Raw genomic sequence first — 19,413 nt, 5'->3', positions numbered from 1 at the left:
TTTATAGGAAAAGCTTTTCTATTTTACGGATAGCACTTGGCAAGCAACAAACCACTACCCTATCACCCGCGGCAATCTTAAAGCCACCCAAGGCAATTATTCCTTCATTATTCCTAATTACGCCACCAATAGTTGCCTCTTTAGGGAAGTTTAAATCCCTAATATATTTACCGGTTACAAGAGAACTAGGCTTCACAATGAACTCTAAAATCTCCGCATTTAAATTATTCAGCCTTGTCATAGCTACTACCTCTCCTTTCCGTATATGCCTAAAAATATGATTAGCGGCAAGTAGCTTTTTATTTAGTAAGGTGTCTATTCCTATAGAATGTGATAATTGAAAATAATCCATGTTCTCTACTAAAGCCATAGTTTTCCTAACATTCTTGGATTTAGCCACCAAACAAGACATAATATTGGTTTCAGAATTTCCGGTTACGGCAATAAAGGCATCCATAGCTTCTAAATTTTCCTCCTCTAGCAATTCTACATTTCTTCCATCTCCATTTATTATCAGCGCATCTGGCAACTCATCAGCAAGTTCAAAAGCCCTTTCCTTATTTTTTTCAATCAGCTTAACATTGAATTTTTTTCCACAAAGGTCCCTTGCCGTTTTAAACCCAACATTACTACCCCCCAGAATCATTACATTCTTTATCTCCCTCTTAACCTTTCCTGTTAGCTTGTAAAGATCATTGAGACCATCTCTATTGATAATAAAATAGACTTGATCTTTCTCCTTAAAGACTGTTCCTCCACGAGGAACAATAGTATATTGAGTACCCATTCTCTGAATAGCAATAGGCATAAAATGTAATTCGGGAAATATATTTGCAGCTTCCTGTACCGATTTACCCACAAAGGGTGCCGAATTAGGAAGAGAAACCCCTACCATAATTAACAGTCCCTCCTCAAACTCATAGGTATTATTAAAAGCAGATTGATTTATTAACAACTGAATTTCTGCAGCTGCAAGCGCCTCGGGAGAAATTAGTTCATCAATCCCTAATTCATCAAATTTAATAAGGTCCTTATTATGAATAAATTCTGCGTTAGAAATACGAGCAATAGTACGTTTACAACCTAATTGCTTCGCCAACATACATAAGGTTATATTAGTAGTCTCAGAAGAAGTCACCCCAATCATAAGATCGGACCCCTCTATTTGAGCCTCCTTTAAAATAGCAATTGAAGTAGCATCTCCCTTTATTACCCTAATATCTAAATGACTATCAGCATAAGAAAGACTATCCTTATTACAGTCAATTAGCGTAATATCCTGAGCTTCATAAGAAAGCAACTTAGCCAAATGAAAACCCACTTCACCTGCCCCTGCAATAATTATTTTCATTGGTATTTAAAATTGATTACAAGCAATTAAAAGTAATGTATATTTTCTATCCAGTTCCATTTAACTTGCTACTGCTCTAGTTATATTATATATGTATAAATCTTTTCTAGCAAACCAGATAATATGAAGATTTCCAAAAAGACTGACTTTAGAAATTAAAATCATTGAGCTTAAATAACTTTTTTTAACAAGTGCAATATTCTAATCTACCCAAAACTTATGAGGTACAACTGAATTTCCTATAATTAAAGTTAGCTACTATTTTTTAAAGTATAAGTTAAATTACTCCTTATACAGACGCAAAACTACATAAATATATCTGTTTGACTTCTACATTTTTTAACTTAAAAAAGACATTTGCGCACCGATAAAACAAAAAACAAACCAATAACTCTTTCACTATATAGTATATTTACCAAAAATTTCACGCATATGAGTAAGAAAGTTACCCCATACAAAGATTCCAATCTTGGAAAGAAAGAGCAGGTAACAAAAATGTTCGATACTATATCCGGTAAGTATGACGGATTAAATAGGGTTATTTCTTTTGGGATCGACATTAAGTGGAGGAAACGGGTAGTAGCCATTGTAGGCAAAAATAAACCTGAATCTATTTTAGATATAGCAACTGGAACCGGAGACTTGGCTATAAATATGGTACAAACTGGAGCTAAAAAAATTACAGGTCTAGACATCTCCCCTGGTATGCTAGAGGTAGGTCGCAAGAAAATTGCAGCCAAAAAATTGGACAAAACCATACAAATGGTAGTAGGAGATAGTGAAAACCTACCTTTTGAAGACAATACTTTCGACGCTATTACTGTTGCTTTTGGGGTTAGAAATTTTGAAAATCTAGAAAAAGGACTCTCAGAGATTTACAGGGTATTAAAGAAAAATGGCACTTTTGTGGTATTAGAAACTTCTAATCCTACAAAATTCCCCTATAAGCAAGGCTATAATTTTTACACGAAATATATTTTACCAACTATTGGAAAACTATTTTCTAAAGACCGTAGCGCCTACAAGTATCTTTCAGAATCAGCTGCAGTTTTCCCTCATGGGACTGCCTTCAACAATATTTTAAAAAAAATAGGGTTTATAGATGTAGAGAACAAGCCCCAGACTTTTGGCGTAGCATCTATTTATGTTGCCACCAAAAAATAAATAAAGTCGGGAACAGGGCCGTTCTTTATGCTAACGTAGTATGGATATGCAAATTATGGTTAATTTAATAAAAGCATACATTCCCAGGCTGATGAAAAAAAACACAATCTTAATGGTGTGCTGTATCCTTTTAGGCACTACTATATCTGCACAATTTAATGAAAGACCGGTCCTAAACTTACAAAACGAAGACAAACACCCGCTGAATTGGGGGTATTTTTTAGGCTTTAATCAATACGACTTTAAGTTTGAGTACCTAGAAGATGAGGGAGACAAAACCGATATATTAGTGGATAAATCCTTAGGGTTTAATGTGGGCTTGATTGGCGAACTGCGAATTAACAACCACTTAGACCTTAGATTTGAACCTGGCCTACACTACAACAAAAGAGTCTTAGGATTCCCTAATAAAGAAAAGAATGGACTTCCTGTTTTTGATGATGAAAAAGATGCACTTAGAGAAGTAAAATCTACCTATCTACATTTCCCCTTACTCCTAAAAGTAAGCACCAAGCGATTGGGGAATTGGAAACCATTTATTACTGGTGGCGTCTCTACCTCCTTAAATCTAAGTAGTAATGAAGACAGTCAGGAAGACAATTCTAGTAATAAATTTAGAATGAAAAAAAACACCTACTATTATGAAATGGGTTTTGGAATAGATTTTTACTTAGAATACTTTAAGTTCTCCCCTTCTATAAGAGGCATTTTTGCTATTAGTGATGAGCTGGTACGAGACATTGACGCAGATAGTCCGTGGACAGGCAATATTGACGCTATGAAAACCAGAGGCATATTTGTAAACTTTACCTTTGAGTAGGCTACTAAGACCTTCTAATTTCACTTAATAAAATAGCTGTAGCTGTAGCTACGTTTAAACTCTCTGCAGTTTTAGGTCCAAACTGAGGGATACTTATTCTTTTACTTACCAACCCCTCTATTTCTTTAGATATCCCATTGGCCTCATTTCCCATTACCAAAACACCCGCTTTAGGCAAGGACGATTTATACACTTCCTCTCCGTCCATAAAAGCCCCCAGAACCATTGTCCCATCCTCTATAACAGACTGAAGCTCCTTATAAACAATATTTACCCTGCTTATAGACCCCATAGTAGCTTGTAGTGTTTTAGGATTGTAACAATCTACGGTCTTTGGAGAACAGATAAGATCCGATATTCCGAACCAATCACACAGCCTAATAATAGTCCCTAAATTTCCAGGATCACGGACATCGTCTAACGCAATTACCCACCCAGAGTAATCTACTGGCTTAGGTGTTGGAAAGTGAAAGACTCCTAAAACCTTGTTAGGAGTGGCCAAGCCACTCATCTTTTTTAGATCCGCTTCGCTTATCACTTCTATATCCCTAGAATTCCCCTTTATTATTGAAGCATCTGTAACATATACCTTATAAGGTTTTAAGGAAGAAGCTAGCAATTCTCTCACTGTTTTTATACCCTCTACTACAAATAAGCGATTCTGTAAACGGTACTTTTTCTGCTGTAAACTTTTTATAAACTTTATTTGGCTTTTAACAACCATACAAATAATGTATTTTTGACCTCCATGAGGATGCGATCGTTTATGAATTTTAACGCTACGAAAATAAGCTTATTATTGCTAGTAATTGCAATGACCTCGTGCAACGCATTAAAGAGGGTTGGCGACAATGAGTTACTATTAACCAAAAACACAATCTACACCGATAGCGTTAAGGTCAATAATGAAGATGTACATAGCCTCATTTTCCAAAAACCCAATAGCACCGTATTAGGATACCCCCTTAGATTAAACTTATACAATTTAGCAAAAAAAGATCCCGACTCCTCTTATAAGGCATGGCTTCATAAAAAAGAAAAACGAGAACAACGACTTATTAATCTTCTGTCTAAAAAGCAAGTAGAAAGATTAGGTGAGTCCTTTTTAGTTAAAGGATATAGTGTTTGGCTAAAAAATATTGGGGAAGCTCCCGTTGTAATAGATACTAGTAGAGCAAGGAGATCGCTCCAAAGACTAAGCGCATACTACAAAAGCAAAGGATATTTTAACAACAACACCTCCTTTGTTTTAGACAGTAGTAGACGCAAGCAAAGAGCAGCAATCGATTATAACATCACCCTAGGAGAACCTTATAAAATTGACTCCCTACAAAGAAGTATAAGTTCTCCCCAACTAGATTCTATCCACCTATTAAACGTAACAGATTCTTATTTAAAATCGGGAAACCAGATTAATCTAGAAGATTTAAGCAATGAAAGGGAAAGGCTTACCGAGCTCTTCAGAAATACCGGTGTCTATAATTTCCAAGAAAGCTCCATATCATTTGATCTGGTAGGAGATACCACCAAAATAGGGACTAATCAAAAATTAGACATACTGCTCAATATCGAAGATCTAAACAAGAGAACAGACAATGCCCTTACCTCTTCGGAATACAAAGTACACACCTTTAAAAAGATTAACATTTATACAGATTACTCCTTTAATGGGTTAACAGATAGTTTACAATCTATAGACTATAACGACTTTACTATATATTATAAGGATAGGCTACGTTATAAACCCAAGGCCTTAACCGATGCAATTTTTATAAAGAAGGATAGTATTTATAAGGAGATAGACCGAATTAGAACTCACAGACAAATCTCCAATTTAAATACCTTTAAATATCCCAATATTGAATTTGTAGAGGATAGTACCGAAGCGAAATTAACAGCAAACATACATCTATCCCCACGACCTAGATATTCGTTGGGAATCGATTTTGATGTAACCCATTCTAACATTCAATTCCTTGGCCTTGGATTTAGTCCATCCTTACAGGCAAGAAATTTGTTTAAAGGGGCAGAAAATCTCAGCATTTCGGGAAGGATCAATATGGGTGCTTCCAAGGATCCTAGCATAGTAGACAATCGGTTTTTCAACATTCTAGAGTTTGGAGGAGACATCAATCTAAATATACCTAGGATATGGATGCCTTTATTTAACACTACCAAGCTGATTCCAAACTATATGGTTCCACAGACTAAAATATCTTTGGGTACTAGCTTTCAACAAAACATTGGTTTAGACAAAGAAACGTTTAATGCCATCTTGGGGTATAACTGGTCTCCTACAGATCATAAAAAGAATACTATAGAATTATTAAACGTTCAGTTTGTTCGCAATGTTAACCCGGATAGATTCTTCTCTGTTTACCAAAATACTTTTAATAAATTGGATAGGATAGCGAATAGCTATCAAAACAATCCTTCTCTGTCCGAGTTTTATGAAACCCCTGAGGGCAGCACAGAGCCGCGACTAATTATCCCTGAGGGAGCTTCTGGTTTCACCAAAGCTATTTTAAACAAAGAAGTGAATGCACCCCTTATACATTTCAACGAAGTAAGCAGTATTGAAGAACGAAGAAAGCGACTTTCTGAAAACAACCTGATTTTCGCTAGCAATTATACTTATAACAAGAATAACAAAATAAGTCTCACTGACAACGACTTTTATCAGTTCCGTTTTAAATTAGAAAGTGCTGGGAATTTACTCTCCGGAATTTCTAACCTTATCTCATTTGATAAAAGCGAGAACAATAAAAAGTTGGTATTTGGAGTTCCCTATTCCCAATATATAAAAACGGAATTCGATTATATACAACACTGGAGTATTTCTAGCGACGAGGTACTTGCTTTTAGAAGCTTTTTTGGGATAGCTATACCTTATGGAAATTCGGACAACATTCCTTTTGCAAGGAGTTATTTTGCAGGAGGGTCTAACGATAACCGAGCCTGGCTCCCTTATTCTTTAGGACCAGGACGCACCCAAGATGTAAACGATTTTAACGAGGCGAACTTAAAAATAGCTTTAAATTTAGAATACCGATTCCCTATAGCAGGAAATATTAAAGGAGCCTTATTTGCTGATGCGGGCAACATTTGGAATGTTCTAGATAATGTTCAGGATGAAGCAGCTACCTTTAATAATTTTGACTCCCTTGCTGATATCGCTTTAGGAACAGGACTAGGGATTCGGTACGATTTTTCATATTTTGTATTCCGGCTAGATATGGGCTTTAAGACCTATAATCCGGCAGAAGAAAATTCAAAAAGATGGTTCAGAGATTATAATTTGGCTAACGGGGTATTCAACATAGGTATTAATTATCCTTTTTAAGCCTAATATTTTTAATTACTTTTGTCACATCTATTTAATCATTTACAATAAATTAAGATTATGGCACACAATATTAAGCCAGGAGTTGCAACTGGAGATGACGTTCAGAAGATATTCAATTATGCAAAAGAAAATGGGTTTGCACTACCTGCTGTTAATGTTATTGGTTCTGACACAATAAATGGAGTTTTAGAAACAGCGGCAAGTCTAAACGCTCCGGTAATTATACAGTTCTCTAACGGAGGCGCACAATTTAACGCAGGTAAAGGCCTGTCTAATGAGAACCAACAAGCTGCTATATTAGGAGCCGTTGCAGGTGCTAAGCACGTACATGCATTGGCAGAAGCTTATGGTGCTACTGTTATATTACACACAGACCATTGTGCCAAAAAACTTTTACCTTGGATAGACGGCCTATTAGATGCTAGTGAAAAGCACTTTGAAGAAACAGGAAAGCCGTTATACAGTTCTCATATGATTGACTTATCGGAGGAGCCGATAGAAGAAAATATTGAAATCTGTAAAAAATATCTTGCTAGAATGAGCAAGATGGGAATGACTTTAGAAATTGAGTTAGGTATTACCGGTGGTGAAGAAGATGGTGTAGATAATTCCGACGTTGACGTTTCTAAGCTTTACACTCAGCCAGAAGAAGTAGCTTATGCTTACGAAGAATTATCTAAGGTGAGTCCTAAGTTTACCATTGCAGCTGCCTTTGGAAACGTACACGGAGTTTACAAGCCAGGAAACGTAAAATTAACACCTACAATTTTAAGAGACTCACAGGAGTTTATTACTAAAAAATATGGTGTTGAGCACAATCACATCGATTTTGTTTTCCACGGTGGATCAGGTTCTTCATTAGAAGAAATTCGCGAAGCTATTGGATACGGAGTAATTAAAATGAACATAGATACTGACCTACAATATGCTTTTATGGAAGGGATCAGAAACTATATCCAAGACAAGAAAGACTATTTACAATCGCAGATTGGAAATCCAGAGGGAGCAGATGAGCCAAACAAAAAGCATTACGACCCACGTGTTTGGTTAAGAGAAGGTGAGAAAACTTTCGTTACGCGTTTAAAAAAGGCCTTTGAGGACCTTAATAATGTGAATACCCTATAACCCCCTAACCTTAAAAAGAAACTTATGTCATCTTGGTTTAAGAGAAAGGAAAAAGGAATTCAGACCGCTACGGATCAGAAGAAAGATACGCCTAAAGGCCTTTGGTACAAATCGCCTACAGGAAAGATTGTTGAATCTGACGAATTAGCAAAAAACTTTTATGTTAGTCCTGAGGATGATTATCACGTACGAATTGGCAGCAAGGAGTACTTTGAAATCTTATTTGACGACAACAAATACAAAGAGTTAGATGCTAAGCTATCCTCCAAAGACCCTCTAAAGTTCGAGGACACTAAAAAGTATGTAGATCGTTTAGCTGCTGCAGAGAAAAAAACAGGTTTAAAAGATGCTGTTAAAACCGCAGTAGGTAAATCGCAAGGGAAGAATTTAGTAATCGCTTGTATGGACTTCAGTTTTATTGGAGGTTCTATGGGTAGTGTGGTTGGAGAAAAAATCGCAAGAGCAATAGACTATTCTATAAAGAAGAAGATTCCCTTTCTAATGATCTCCAAATCTGGAGGTGCTAGAATGATGGAGGCCGCTCTATCGCTTATGCAGCTTGCCAAAACATCAGCTAAATTAGCACAACTTGCAGAGGCAGGTATTCCTTACATTTCATTATGTACGGATCCTACAACTGGAGGTACAACCGCATCATACGCTATGCTAGGAGATATCAATATTTCTGAACCAGGAGCTTTGATAGGTTTTGCAGGACCACGTGTAGTTAAAGAAGCTACTGGTAAGGAATTACCAGAAGGTTTCCAGACAGCAGAATTCCTTCAAGAGCACGGTTTTCTAGATTTTATTGTCCACAGAAGAGACCTTAAAAAGAAAATTAACCTCTATATAGATTTAATAGAAAACAATCCCGTAAGGAAATAAAGATAAGGCCTTGACTACAAAATCAAGGCCTTTTTTAGTTATACACCTAGGCAATAGGCATTATAACCAACGAAAAAAGATTATTAATACCCGTTGGATGTAAAAAATAACCTATCTTTGCGCCCTGATTGAAAAACAATCACATACATAAAAATCATTAAACAAATATTGGAATGTATTTAAGTAAAGAAGTAAAGGCCGAAATTTTTAAAAAACACGGCGGTGACGCAAAGAACACAGGTTCTACTGAAGGACAAATAGCTTTGTTCACTTACAGAATTGAACACCTATCTCAACACTTGAAGAAAAATCGTAAAGATTTTAACACTGAGCGTTCATTGGTAAAATTGGTAGGTAAGAGAAGATCTCTTTTAGATTATTTAATTAAGACTGATATCGTTAGATACCGTGAGATAATTAAAGAATTAGGAATTAGAAAATAAATTGAAAAAGGGGAAACGTTTAACTTTCCCCTTTTTTCATATTACTATACTATAATTTTTATAGTATTATTTTTTTTACAAAGTCCCTTGGTTTATTTTTAAGGGCAAAATAAAAAGCTTACACACAGTTTTTCATTGGTCAACAACAACTACAACACAACAACATCGTCTTTACAGACGAAAGACCATTGTTTAACAGGCCTACAAAGAGGTAGGTTTTAATTCGTATTTATGATACCAAAAGTATTTAAAGAGGTCATCGACCTCGGGGACGGTAGGGAAATTTCTATCGAAACCGGAAAATTAGCAAAACAGGCACATGGTTCTGTTGTTGTTCAGTCAGGAAAATGTATGTTGTTATGTACAGTTGTTTCCAATTACAAACAAGGTGATGTGGATTTCCTTCCACTTACAGTAGATTACCGTGAAAAATTTGCAGCATCAGGACGTTATCCAGGTGGCTTTTTTAAGAGAGAAGCAAGACCTAGTGATGGGGAAGTATTAACCATGAGATTGGTAGACCGCGTATTGCGTCCACTTTTCCCAAAGGATTATCATGCTGAAACTCAGGTAATGATCCAATTAATGTCTCATGATGAAGATGTTATGCCAGATGCTATGGCTGGATTAGCTGCTTCTGCTGCTATTCAGTTATCAGATTTCCCGTTTGAATGTCCAATCTCTGAAGCTAGAGTTGGTCGCGTTAACGGCGAATTTATCATTAATCCAACTCGCGCACAATTAGCAGAGTCCGACATCGATATGATGATTGGTGCTTCTGCCGATTCTGTAATGATGGTGGAAGGTGAAATGGATGAGATTTCTGAAGAAGAAATGGCTGAGGCTATTAAGTTTGCTCATGAAGCTATTAAAGTACAATGTGCTGCACAAGTAAGATTGGCAGAGGCATTTGGAAAGAAAGAAGTTCGTGAGTACGAAGGAGAAAGAGAAGATGCTGACCTAGCCAAGAAGATCCACGATATGGCTTATGATAAGGTATATGCTGTTGCAAAAGCAGGTTCTTCTAAACAAGAAAGAACTGCTGCCTTTGAAGCTATAAAGGAAGAAGTTAAAGCTAGTTTCTCTGAAGAGGAAGTTGAAGATTACGGATCAATGATTTCCAAATATTACAACCAAGCAGAGAAAGAAGCGGTAAGAGACCTTACTTTAAATGAAGGTCTTCGTTTAGATGGTCGTAAGACTGACGAGATTAGACCTATCTGGTGTGAGGTAGATTATTTACCTTCTACACACGGTTCTGCAATCTTTACACGAGGAGAAACTCAAGCCTTGGCAACAGTTACCTTAGGTACTTCTAGAGAAGCTAACCAGATAGATATGCCATCTTATGAAGGTGAAGAGCGTTTCTATTTACATTATAACTTCCCTCCATTTTCAACTGGGGAAGCAAGACCTATTCGCGGAACATCTCGTAGAGAGATAGGACACGGTAACCTGGCACAACGTGCATTAAAAGGAATGGTTCCTGATGAGTGTGCTTATACCGTAAGGGTAGTATCTGAAGTATTAGAATCTAACGGTTCCTCTTCTATGGCTACAGTTTGTGCTGGTACAATGGCACTTATGGATGCTGGTATTCAGCTAAAGAAGCCTGTTTCTGGTATTGCTATGGGATTAATTTCTGATAGCGAATCTGGAAAGTACGCTGTATTGTCTGATATTTTAGGTGATGAAGATCACTTAGGAGATATGGACTTTAAAGTTACTGGAACCGCAGACGGTATTACTGCATGTCAGATGGACATTAAAGTAAAAGGATTGTCTTACGAAATATTAGTGAATGCGTTGAAGCAAGCACGTAATGGTCGTTTACATATCCTAGAGAAATTGACCGAAACTATCTCCACTCCAGCTGCAGATGTTAAGGCTCATGCTCCTAAAATGATTACAAGACGTATACCTAACGAGTTTATTGGTGCTTTAATTGGACCTGGTGGAAAAGTAATTCAAGAATTACAAAAAGAAACTGATACTACTATCGTTATCAATGAAGACCCTGTTACTGAAGAGGGAATTGTTGAAATTTTAGGTGTAGGTAGTGAGGGTATTGATGCTGTATTAGCAAAAATAGATTCTTTACTATTTAAGCCAGAAGTTGGTAGTGTATACGAAGTAAAAGTGATCAAAATGCTAGATTTTGGAGCGGTAGTAGAATACACAGATGCCCCAGGCAACGAAGTATTGCTTCACGTTTCTGAATTGGCATGGGAACGCACCGAAAATGTTTCCGATGTGGTAAACATGGGAGATGTTTTTGATGTTAAATACTTTGGTGTAGATCCAAGAACTAGAAAGGAAAAGGTATCTAGAAAAGCTATTTTACCAAAACCTGAAGGATATGTGGCAAGACCACCACGCGAAGATCGCGGTAGAAATGACAGGGGAAACGATAGAAATAGAGATAGAGATCGCAAACCTAGAAGAGACTAATTAAAAAATAGTCACCATACTAAAAGCCCCGTTTTCCAAATATTTTGTGAAAACGGGGCTTTTTTCATGTTGAACGGACAAAATTCAAAAATAATACAGACTAATTGTAACATTTCTAACTTTCCTACGTATAACTATTGCAGCTTATGATTAGTGCACTTAATTTAGAAAGGAAAAAATTTCGATGAGACAGCTTAAAATTACAAAACAAGTTACCAATAGGGAAACTGCTTCTTTGGACAAATACCTACAAGAAATTGGAAAGGTAGACCTGATTACTGCAGATGAGGAAGTGGAATTGGCGCAAAGAATCAAGGCAGGTGATCAGATTGCACTTGAAAAACTCACCAAGGCCAACTTACGATTTGTGGTATCCGTTGCAAAACAATATCAAAATCAAGGTTTAACACTTCCCGATTTAATTAATGAAGGTAACCTTGGCCTGATAAAGGCTGCCCAGCGTTTTGATGAAACTAGGGGATTTAAATTTATCTCTTATGCAGTTTGGTGGATTCGTCAGTCCATTTTACAAGCTTTGGCAGAACAATCTAGAATTGTAAGATTGCCATTAAACAAAATTGGATCTATCAACAAAATAAACAAGACTTTTGCCTTCTTGGAGCAAGCACATGAAAGACAGCCTTCTCCAGAAGAAATTGCTAAGGAATTGGATATGACCGTTGATGACGTAAAGCAATCCCTTAAAAACTCGGGTCGCCATGTATCCATGGATGCTCCCTTAATAGACGGTGAAGATTCTAACCTTTATGACGTATTGCGTAGTGGGGAATCTCCTAATCCGGATAAAGAACTATTGCACGAATCATTAAGGACAGAAATAGAAAGAGCCTTAGAAACCTTAACCCCTAGGGAAGCAGATGTAATCCGTTTATATTTTGGCCTAGCTGGTCAACATTCAATGACTTTAGAGGAAATAGGAGAAACATTTGACCTTACTAGAGAAAGAGTACGTCAAATAAAAGAGAAAGCAATTAGAAGGTTAAAACATACCTCTAGAAGCAAGATTCTTAAAACATACCTTGGGTAACTCCAATCAATTTAAATTTTTACTCATTTCAACACCATAATTGGAAATATGTAGTAAAAATCGTAAATTGTACCGTTAACAACAGTTATCATGACTGTTCGTTTTTTGATTGATGAATAAACTCCGGCTGATTACCGGAGTTTTTCATTTAATTGCATTATGGAATATTATAATTCATAATAAAAAGAATCTCTCAACACTTCTAAACTTTTTGGAACTGCTGTTTCTGGAGACTCATTCCCCTCAAATTCTAGAGAAATATATCCACGATAATTATTATCGCGCATTATCTGTCCAATTTTAGGGTAGTCTATGTCTAAGGTATACCATTTACCACCTCCATAATAGGTTTTAGCTTGTACTAAAAACGCCTGCGGTGCGAGTAATTTTAGCTGTTCCTCTCTATTTTCTAAAAAATTACCAGTATCTAAAGTCACCTGCAACCAAGGACTGTCTATACTATCTACAATTCGCTTTACGCCCTCTGCGGTCCTCCCCAGCCCCCAATGGTTTTCTAAGCCTAACACTACTCCGCATTTCTCTGCTACAGGCAAACATTGCTCTATAGCATCAATCACCCAAACAAAGGCATCCTCATCTGTATAACCTTCTATAGGCGATTCTATACCTTTATTAGCCATAAGTTCATTAAAAGAACCAGATGTTCCCCAGCGCCCCGTATTTAATCGCATCGTGGGAATCCCCAACTTATAAGCCAACTCAATTTGATGGATAGTCTTTGCCACATTTTCATCACGAGCACTTTTTTCGGGGCTAACATATCCCTGGTGGGTAGAAAACCCCATTAGGTCTAACCCTGCATGAAAAGCGCGTTTTTTAAGCTTTTGCAAATAGCTATTCTCTTCAGAACTCATCTGAACCAATAAAAGCTCTATCCCATCAAAACCCATTGCTGCAGCCTTATCTATACAATACTCCATAGATACGTCTTCCTTAGGCCCATTAAATTGCCAAAAAGAATAGGAAGATACCCCAATAGGATTATGCTTAATTTTTTTGGTGTTTTTTAAATCTGTTGCCCCGCGAATAGGACTAAAACTACTAAAGGCTGTACCTGCGCTCACCAAAGCAGCTCCTTGCATAAATTTTCTTCTATCCATAATCTTATAGTTTTCTTGGTTATTACTCTTTCTAAATATAGTGAATAATGCTATACTCTTTTAAATCAAAAAGTATCGGTTACCCCTAAAATACAAGGATTAAGATGTATCTTTGCATCCATATTATTATAAATAAAATGCATGAATTTCAAGGAATTAAAGCTTAACAAACCACTTTTAAGAGCCGTTGCTGAGAAACACTACAATGTCCCAACTCCAGTACAGGAAAAGGCTATTCCCTTAATTTTAGAAGGGAAAGACGTAATTGTTTCGGCACAAACAGGAACTGGGAAAACCGCTGCTTATGCACTACCCACCTTACAACTGTTATTCAACAACCAGGAAGGCGCTAAAAAGGGGAAGAAAATAAAAGCTTTAATTGTAAGCCCTACTAGAGAGTTGGCAGTCCAGATTCAAGAAAGCTTTAAAGATTACGGCAAATACAGTGATCTTGTTTCCACTGTTGTCTATGGAGGTACCGCTATGGAACCACAGATTGCGGAACTAAAAAAAGGCGTAGATATTCTTGTTGCTACCCCAGGTAGACTTTTAGATTTGCATAAACAAGGATTAGTAAATTTAGATTACGTAAGAACCCTTGTCTTGGATGAAGCCGACCTAATGTTAGATATGGGTTTTATAGACGATGTTAATAAGATAGAGCGACTCTGTCCTTCGGGAAAGCAGACCCTTCTCTTTTCGGCTACCATTCCCTACAAAGTGGTTCAATTGGCGAACAGCATTTTAAAAGACCCTACAGAAGTTGCTATCACTCCCACTTCCTTGGCTGCTGCAAGAGTACACCAGTTACTGTATTACACACCAAAATCTAAGAAGATAGAATTATGCCTACACCTTTTAGAAAATACCATAAAAGGCAATATTCTCATCTTTAGAAGGACCAAATTTGGAGTAGATAAACTAGAACAAAGACTGCTTGATAACAATTACAAAGTAGAAACTTTACACGGGGATATGTCCCAGATAGATAGGCAGGAAGCACTAAAACGATTTAAGAATAAGGAAGTCAATATCTTTATTGCAACCGATGTAGCTGCTAGAGGGATAGATATAGATCATTTAGACAACGTATTGAATTTTGATCTACCTAATATTCCTGAAACCTATGTTCACCGTATTGGGAGAACGGGAAGAGCAGGACAAAGCGGAACGTCATATTCTTTTTGCTCTGCAGAAGAAAAGGAATATCTGATTAGCATACAAAAGCTAATGCAAAAACATATAGACGTGGTAGAGGACAACCCCTTCCCATTAGCCCCCAACGCCAAGCCAGAAGTACATAAACGCAAGGGTAGTAAACACAGAAAGGGAAGAAAATCTATAGCATCTAAAAAGAAAAAGAAACGCTGGTATTAATATTTCCCTGCCTATGAGCTAGATAATACTAATATTACGGGTATTCACAATTAGATTTCCCAATCCAAAAATATAGGTCGATTTAGTAGAACCTAGCAAATTCACTATCTTTATATAATAAAATATCAGACGATTAAGAATGGATAAAAAACTTATTGCTCCTTCCATATTAGCAGCCGATTTCGCCAATCTACAGAAAGACATAGAAATGGTGAATAGTAGTGACGCAGATTGGTTCCATATAGATATAATGGATGGGGTCTTTGTACCTAACATTTCCTTTGGCATGCCGGTTTTAAAAGCTATTACCGCCCATGCCACAAAAACCATAGATGTACATCTAATGATCGTAGATCCGGACAGGTATATAAAAACATTTGCACAATTAGGGGCAAATAACCTTACCGTCCACTATGAGGCTTGCACACATTTACACAGAACCCTACAAGCAATAAAAAATGAGGGTATGACCGCTGGGGTAGCTATTAATCCACATACCAATATTAGCCTTTTAGAAGATACTATTGAAGATATTGACTTGGTATTGATTATGAGTGTAAACCCAGGATTTGGAGGGCAAACTTTTATAGAAAACACCTATAATAAAATTAGGGATTTAAAGGCCTTAATTAACCGTAAGAAGGCACATACCATAATAGAAATAGATGGCGGAGTAACCTCAGAAAATGCTAAGCAGCTTATAGATGCCGGAGCAGATGTTCTAGTTGCAGGTAGTTTTATTTTTAAAAGCGACAACCCCTCAAAAACAATTACAGAATTAAAAGAATTAGTAGGATAATGAAGGATTTTGATATTATTATTATCGGTGGAGGACCAATAGGAATAGCATGTGGATTGGAAGCTCAGAAGAAAGGGCTCTCCTATGTAATTATAGAGAAAGGATGTATCGTTAACTCACTTTACAACTACCCTCTAAACATGCAGTTTTTTTCCTCTTCGGAAAAACTAGAAATAGATAATATCCCTTTTATCAGTATAGAGGCTAAGCCTAAGAGGAATGAAGCCCTAGAATATTATCGAAGAATAGTAACCTCTAATCAGTTGAACATTCAATTATTTGAGAAGGTAAACGCTATTGATGAATCCAATGATCTGTTCCTTGTAAACACCACAAAAGACACTTATAGAACGGATAATATTATTGTAGCTACCGGATTTTATGATATTCCTAATAAGATGAATGTCCCTGGAGAAGATTTGGAAAAAGTTTCTCATTACTATAAAGATCCACACTACTATTCCAGTCAGAAAGTAGCGGTAATTGGAGCCAGTAACTCCTCTGTGGATGCTGCTTTAGAATGCTACCGAAAAGGTGCCGATGTTACTATGATTATACGTGGACCAGAAATTGGAGAACGTGTTAAATATTGGGTGAGACCAGATATTGTAAACAGGATTAGCGAAGGGAGTATAAAAGCCTATTACAACAGCAATGTAAAGGAAATTACCGACGATGAAATACATATAGAAACTCCAGAAGGCAACATAGCTATAGAGAACGATTATGTATTGGCCTTGACGGGATATATGCCAAATTTCAGTTTCTTAGAAAAATTGGGAATTCATTTATCTGAAGACTATAAGAAACTACCAAGTTACAATCCTGAAACTATGGAAACCAATGTTCCTGGCATCTATTTAGCTGGAGTAATATGTGGCGGAATGGAAACTCACAAATGGTTTATAGAAAATTCTAGAATTCATGCTCCTATGATTATAAACCATATTGAAAACAAAATAAAAGCGCAAAAGACAACTGTAGCTAATTAATTATTTTAAGATTATTATCCCCTGTTTTTTATTTTACAAACAGGGGATATTACCCCTCAGGAGTTAAGAACACCCCTTCACTACCCTTTCCTTAACCCGTTTCCAATATTTATTAATGCGATAGCAAATGCTATTCTGTGCGCATTTTTTTTTCTTTATCTTATACTACATCTAACGAGAAATCATTGAGAATCCAGATGAGAATTCTATTAACATTTACTTTTTTTATGACTTTAGTTTCTTTAAATGCACAACATATTGTACCCCAATCCATAAAAAATGAAGTAGCTACTGCTCTTACTTATTATCCCGAATTGGCAGATACTCCAATTACCGTAAAGTTTAAAAAAAACATCAAAAAATCTACCATGATGGCCCAACCTAAATTCTGGAGTCTTTTTGGGTCTAGGAAGAAGAGAAAATATGTTATCCTAATAAGTGAAAAATTTAAAATTTCGGGGAAAGAATTCCACACTAAATCCATTGACCCAAATATCATGATTGGGTGGCTTGGACACGAGTTAGGACATATTATAGATTACAAGAATCGCAGCAGTCTTAATTTATTCTGGTTTGGAATTAAATACTTCCTCTCTGGTTCCTATATAAAAGAAGCGGAACGTGCTGCGGACACCTATGCGGTATCCCACGGAATGGGCGACTATATTTTAGATACTAAAAATTTTATATTAGACCACGCCGATATTGAACAGGATTATAAAGATCGAATAAAAAAATATTATTTATCTCCTGAGGAAATTATGATTTTAGTAGCAGAAATGGAGGACAAATAATCTGATGTTGCCATTAAAACAACTGAGTAAGTGCTCCTAAAAAATAGTTTAAGTTAGTTAGGAGTGTCTATTTTTTTCAACAAACTTTTCCCATTCTACAAACTTCTCTTCTCCCATTACACGTTCCATTTTAACCTGTCCGCCTTTCTTTTTATTGGCAGCATTCCATTCATGGAACATTGAAACTGGCACCCCAGTTACTTTTACACCCTTTAATGCTTTTGAACGGGCCACTTTATAATTTTTATTGGCTTCTTTAAGAAAATTATCTAAGCTTTCTGCTGTTTCCTGCTCATCTATTTGTGCATCCACACCTAGATACCAACAATGGTGAAACTCTCCATCAATCTTTTTAGCGCAGATGGTGTACTCTGGTATTTTTATAGAAAACTGATCCTCCAGGTGGTTCACAGCATCATCCATTTTATTCACAGATAGCTGAGACCCCACTACATTAAGAAAAAACTTAGTCCGACCAGTTATCTTTATTTCTGCGCGCTCTACATCTGTGAACTCTATAGTATCTCCAATGACATAACGCCAAGCACCAGAAACAGTACTTATAATTAACACGTAATCCTGATTCAATTCTACGTCAGACAAGGGAATACAAGGAGCATCTTTTACTAAGGCACCATTTTGATCAATATATTCTGGTTTAAATGGAACAAACTCAAAATAAATTCCCCCATCAGTCACTAATTGCATAGCGTTTGTTTCTGGTCTAGCCTGAAATGCTATAAACCCTTCGGAAGCCAAATAAGTATCAATAACAGTGATTGGTTTGCCTAATAAGGCATTAAAACTTTTTTCATAAGGCGAAAATGCCACTCCTCCGGAGGTGTATACTTGTAGGTTTGGCCACAGCTCGTGGATATTATTAAGATTGTGCTTCTTAATAACCTCCTTTAGCATTAGCTCCATCCATGATGGAATACCGCTTAACGCTCCTATGTCCCATTCGGTCGCTTTTTCTGCAATCTTATTTACGCGTTCGTCCCAATCGTCTATTTCTGCAATTTCCTCTCCTGGCTTATAATACCCTCTAAACCATCCAGGAATTTTACTCGCACTAATTCCACTGATTTCTCCTTCTAAATGTTCATCTACATTATCCAAATCAGTAGAACTCCCCAGCATCATTATATCTTTTTCATAGAAATCGGCAGGAAGATCAAAATTGGCCAAAGCATATACTTGCTTTATACCAGCATCCTTAATGGCTTTAATCATATCATTAGTAACCGGAATACGTTTGCTAGTTTTTCCCGTTGTTCCAGAACTCAACGCAAAATAGTCTGGCTTCCCTGGCCAACTTACATCTTTTGCTCCCTCGTGGATTTTAAACCACCACTCCGAGTTCATCTTATTATAGTCAAAATAAGGCACTTTATCTGCGAAGGTTCTTTCTAGATCTGGGGATTGTAAAATTTCATCGAACTTATAATGCTTTCCAAAATCGGTTTCCTTTGCCGTCTCTAAAAGCTTGCTTAGCACCTCTTTTTGCGAATCCACAGGATTCTTTTCACTAACCAATTGATCTCTTAAATCTAGGAATCCCTTAACTATACTGCCTACTATCGCCATTTTTTACTTATAAAAATATAGGAGTATTTTATAACTGATGAACTCGGACACTAATTATATTGATGCTATTAAAAAGCCCCTTGCTTTATCCCGTAAACAGCAAATCCTTA

At 36.6% G+C, this 19,413-nt stretch carries 16 protein-coding genes; 12 read left to right on the top strand and 4 right to left on the bottom strand.

The window, feature by feature from the left end; genetic code table 11:
* Position 1: 1 nt before the first annotated feature.
* On the bottom strand, positions 2–1,351 hold the full coding sequence (trkA, locus tag H344_RS0119005; RefSeq protein ID WP_026811712.1) for a Trk system potassium transporter TrkA: 1,350 nt from the start codon (positions 1,349–1,351) through the stop codon (positions 2–4).
* Positions 1,352–1,783: 432 nt separating this feature from the next.
* Here trkA and ubiE point away from each other — a divergent pair, with 432 nt between their 5' ends.
* Both ubiE and porT read left to right on the top strand, forming a co-directional pair.
* Positions 1,784–2,515, top strand: a complete 732-nt coding sequence (ubiE, locus tag H344_RS0119000) for a bifunctional demethylmenaquinone methyltransferase/2-methoxy-6-polyprenyl-1,4-benzoquinol methylase UbiE (RefSeq protein ID WP_026811711.1) — start codon at positions 1,784–1,786, stop codon at positions 2,513–2,515.
* A gap of 91 nt (positions 2,516–2,606) precedes the next feature.
* Entirely contained in the window at positions 2,607–3,335 is a 729-nt protein-coding gene (porT, locus tag H344_RS0118995) for a type IX secretion/gliding motility protein PorT/SprT (protein ID WP_034257030.1), read from the top strand.
* Positions 3,336–3,339: 4 nt separating this feature from the next.
* Here porT and H344_RS0118990 read toward each other — a convergent pair whose 3' ends face one another.
* On the bottom strand, positions 3,340–4,059 hold the full coding sequence (locus H344_RS0118990; protein WP_026811709.1) for a TrmH family RNA methyltransferase: 720 nt from the start codon (positions 4,057–4,059) through the stop codon (positions 3,340–3,342).
* Between the two features lie 75 nt (positions 4,060–4,134).
* Here H344_RS0118990 and tamL point away from each other — a divergent pair, with 75 nt between their 5' ends.
* The 6 genes from tamL (at position 4,135) to H344_RS0118960 (ending at position 12,633) form a co-directional block, all read left to right on the top strand.
* Entirely contained in the window at positions 4,135–6,678 is a 2,544-nt protein-coding gene (tamL, locus tag H344_RS0118985) for a translocation and assembly module lipoprotein TamL (protein WP_316929573.1), read from the top strand.
* Between the two features lie 60 nt (positions 6,679–6,738).
* Positions 6,739–7,806 carry a class II fructose-bisphosphate aldolase gene (fbaA, locus tag H344_RS0118980; protein ID WP_026811707.1) on the top strand — a complete coding sequence of 356 codons (1,068 nt, stop codon included), beginning with the start codon at positions 6,739–6,741 and terminating at the stop codon, positions 7,804–7,806.
* Positions 7,807–7,830: 24 nt separating this feature from the next.
* Entirely contained in the window at positions 7,831–8,691 is an 861-nt protein-coding gene (gene accD, locus H344_RS0118975) for an acetyl-CoA carboxylase, carboxyltransferase subunit beta (RefSeq protein ID WP_026811706.1), read from the top strand.
* A 173-nt stretch (positions 8,692–8,864) separates the two neighbouring features.
* Entirely contained in the window at positions 8,865–9,134 is a 270-nt protein-coding gene (gene rpsO / locus H344_RS0118970; RefSeq protein WP_026811705.1) for a 30S ribosomal protein S15, read from the top strand.
* 231 nt (positions 9,135–9,365) lie between these two features.
* Positions 9,366–11,585: a polyribonucleotide nucleotidyltransferase gene (locus tag H344_RS0118965; RefSeq protein ID WP_026811704.1), complete on the top strand. Its 2,220-nt coding sequence runs from the start codon at positions 9,366–9,368 to the stop codon at positions 11,583–11,585.
* Positions 11,586–11,769: 184 nt separating this feature from the next.
* Complete coding sequence (locus tag H344_RS0118960; protein ID WP_026811703.1) at positions 11,770–12,633, top strand: sigma-70 family RNA polymerase sigma factor; 864 nt, start codon at positions 11,770–11,772, stop codon at positions 12,631–12,633.
* 167 nt (positions 12,634–12,800) lie between these two features.
* On the opposite strand, the gene H344_RS20870 is transcribed toward H344_RS0118960, so the two are convergent.
* Positions 12,801–13,754: a sugar phosphate isomerase/epimerase family protein gene (locus H344_RS20870; protein WP_034257023.1), complete on the bottom strand. Its 954-nt coding sequence runs from the start codon at positions 13,752–13,754 to the stop codon at positions 12,801–12,803.
* A 141-nt stretch (positions 13,755–13,895) separates the two neighbouring features.
* On the opposite strand from H344_RS20870, the gene H344_RS0118950 reads away from it, so the two are divergent.
* The 4 genes from H344_RS0118950 (at position 13,896) to H344_RS0118935 (ending at position 17,716) form a co-directional block, all read left to right on the top strand.
* Complete coding sequence (locus H344_RS0118950) at positions 13,896–15,131, top strand: DEAD/DEAH box helicase (protein WP_026811702.1); 1,236 nt, start codon at positions 13,896–13,898, stop codon at positions 15,129–15,131.
* A 139-nt stretch (positions 15,132–15,270) separates the two neighbouring features.
* On the top strand, positions 15,271–15,930 hold the full coding sequence (rpe, locus tag H344_RS0118945) for a ribulose-phosphate 3-epimerase (protein ID WP_026811701.1): 660 nt from the start codon (positions 15,271–15,273) through the stop codon (positions 15,928–15,930).
* A complete protein-coding gene (locus tag H344_RS0118940; RefSeq protein ID WP_026811700.1) occupies positions 15,930–16,922 on the top strand; it encodes a YpdA family putative bacillithiol disulfide reductase in 993 nt (330 codons plus the stop codon). The genes rpe and H344_RS0118940 overlap by 1 nt, the downstream gene beginning before the upstream one ends.
* Positions 16,923–17,149: 227 nt before the next feature.
* On the top strand, positions 17,150–17,716 hold the full coding sequence (locus H344_RS0118935; protein WP_034257021.1) for a hypothetical protein: 567 nt from the start codon (positions 17,150–17,152) through the stop codon (positions 17,714–17,716).
* A gap of 57 nt (positions 17,717–17,773) precedes the next feature.
* Here the strand turns inward: H344_RS0118935 and H344_RS0118930 are convergent, their stop codons facing one another.
* Positions 17,774–19,303, bottom strand: a complete 1,530-nt coding sequence (locus H344_RS0118930) for a GH3 family domain-containing protein (RefSeq protein ID WP_026811698.1) — start codon at positions 19,301–19,303, stop codon at positions 17,774–17,776.
* Between the last annotated feature and the right edge of the window lie 110 nt (positions 19,304–19,413).

The sequence above is a fragment of the Arenibacter latericius DSM 15913 genome (assembly GCF_000424985.1).
GTDB lineage: Bacteria > Bacteroidota > Bacteroidia > Flavobacteriales > Flavobacteriaceae > Arenibacter > Arenibacter latericius.
Note: the sequence above shows the minus strand (reverse complement) of the source record. Positions and strands in the feature narration are given on the sequence as shown.

Excerpts from the sequence above, each read along its gene's own strand:
- H344_RS0118950 (WP_026811702.1), top strand. The coding sequence starts at position 13,896 with ATGAATTTCAAGGAATTAAAGCTTAACAAACCACTTTTAAGAGCCGTT.
- H344_RS0118935 (WP_034257021.1), top strand. The coding sequence starts at position 17,150 with ATGACTTTAGTTTCTTTAAATGCACAACATATTGTACCCCAATCCATA.
- rpsO (WP_026811705.1), top strand. The coding sequence starts at position 8,865 with ATGTATTTAAGTAAAGAAGTAAAGGCCGAAATTTTTAAAAAACACGGC.
- trkA (WP_026811712.1), bottom strand. The coding sequence starts at position 1,351 with ATGAAAATAATTATTGCAGGGGCAGGTGAAGTGGGTTTTCATTTGGCT.
- H344_RS0118930 (WP_026811698.1), bottom strand. The coding sequence starts at position 19,303 with ATGGCGATAGTAGGCAGTATAGTTAAGGGATTCCTAGATTTAAGAGAT.
- porT (WP_034257030.1), top strand. The coding sequence starts at position 2,607 with ATGAAAAAAAACACAATCTTAATGGTGTGCTGTATCCTTTTAGGCACT.
- H344_RS0118990 (WP_026811709.1), bottom strand. The coding sequence starts at position 4,059 with ATGGTTGTTAAAAGCCAAATAAAGTTTATAAAAAGTTTACAGCAGAAA.
- accD (WP_026811706.1), top strand. The coding sequence starts at position 7,831 with ATGTCATCTTGGTTTAAGAGAAAGGAAAAAGGAATTCAGACCGCTACG.
- ubiE (WP_026811711.1), top strand. The coding sequence starts at position 1,784 with ATGAGTAAGAAAGTTACCCCATACAAAGATTCCAATCTTGGAAAGAAA.
- H344_RS0118960 (WP_026811703.1), top strand. The coding sequence starts at position 11,770 with ATGAGACAGCTTAAAATTACAAAACAAGTTACCAATAGGGAAACTGCT.
- rpe (WP_026811701.1), top strand. The coding sequence starts at position 15,271 with ATGGATAAAAAACTTATTGCTCCTTCCATATTAGCAGCCGATTTCGCC.
- H344_RS20870 (WP_034257023.1), bottom strand. The coding sequence starts at position 13,754 with ATGGATAGAAGAAAATTTATGCAAGGAGCTGCTTTGGTGAGCGCAGGT.
- fbaA (WP_026811707.1), top strand. The coding sequence starts at position 6,739 with ATGGCACACAATATTAAGCCAGGAGTTGCAACTGGAGATGACGTTCAG.
- H344_RS0118940 (WP_026811700.1), top strand. The coding sequence starts at position 15,930 with ATGAAGGATTTTGATATTATTATTATCGGTGGAGGACCAATAGGAATA.
- H344_RS0118965 (WP_026811704.1), top strand. The coding sequence starts at position 9,366 with ATGATACCAAAAGTATTTAAAGAGGTCATCGACCTCGGGGACGGTAGG.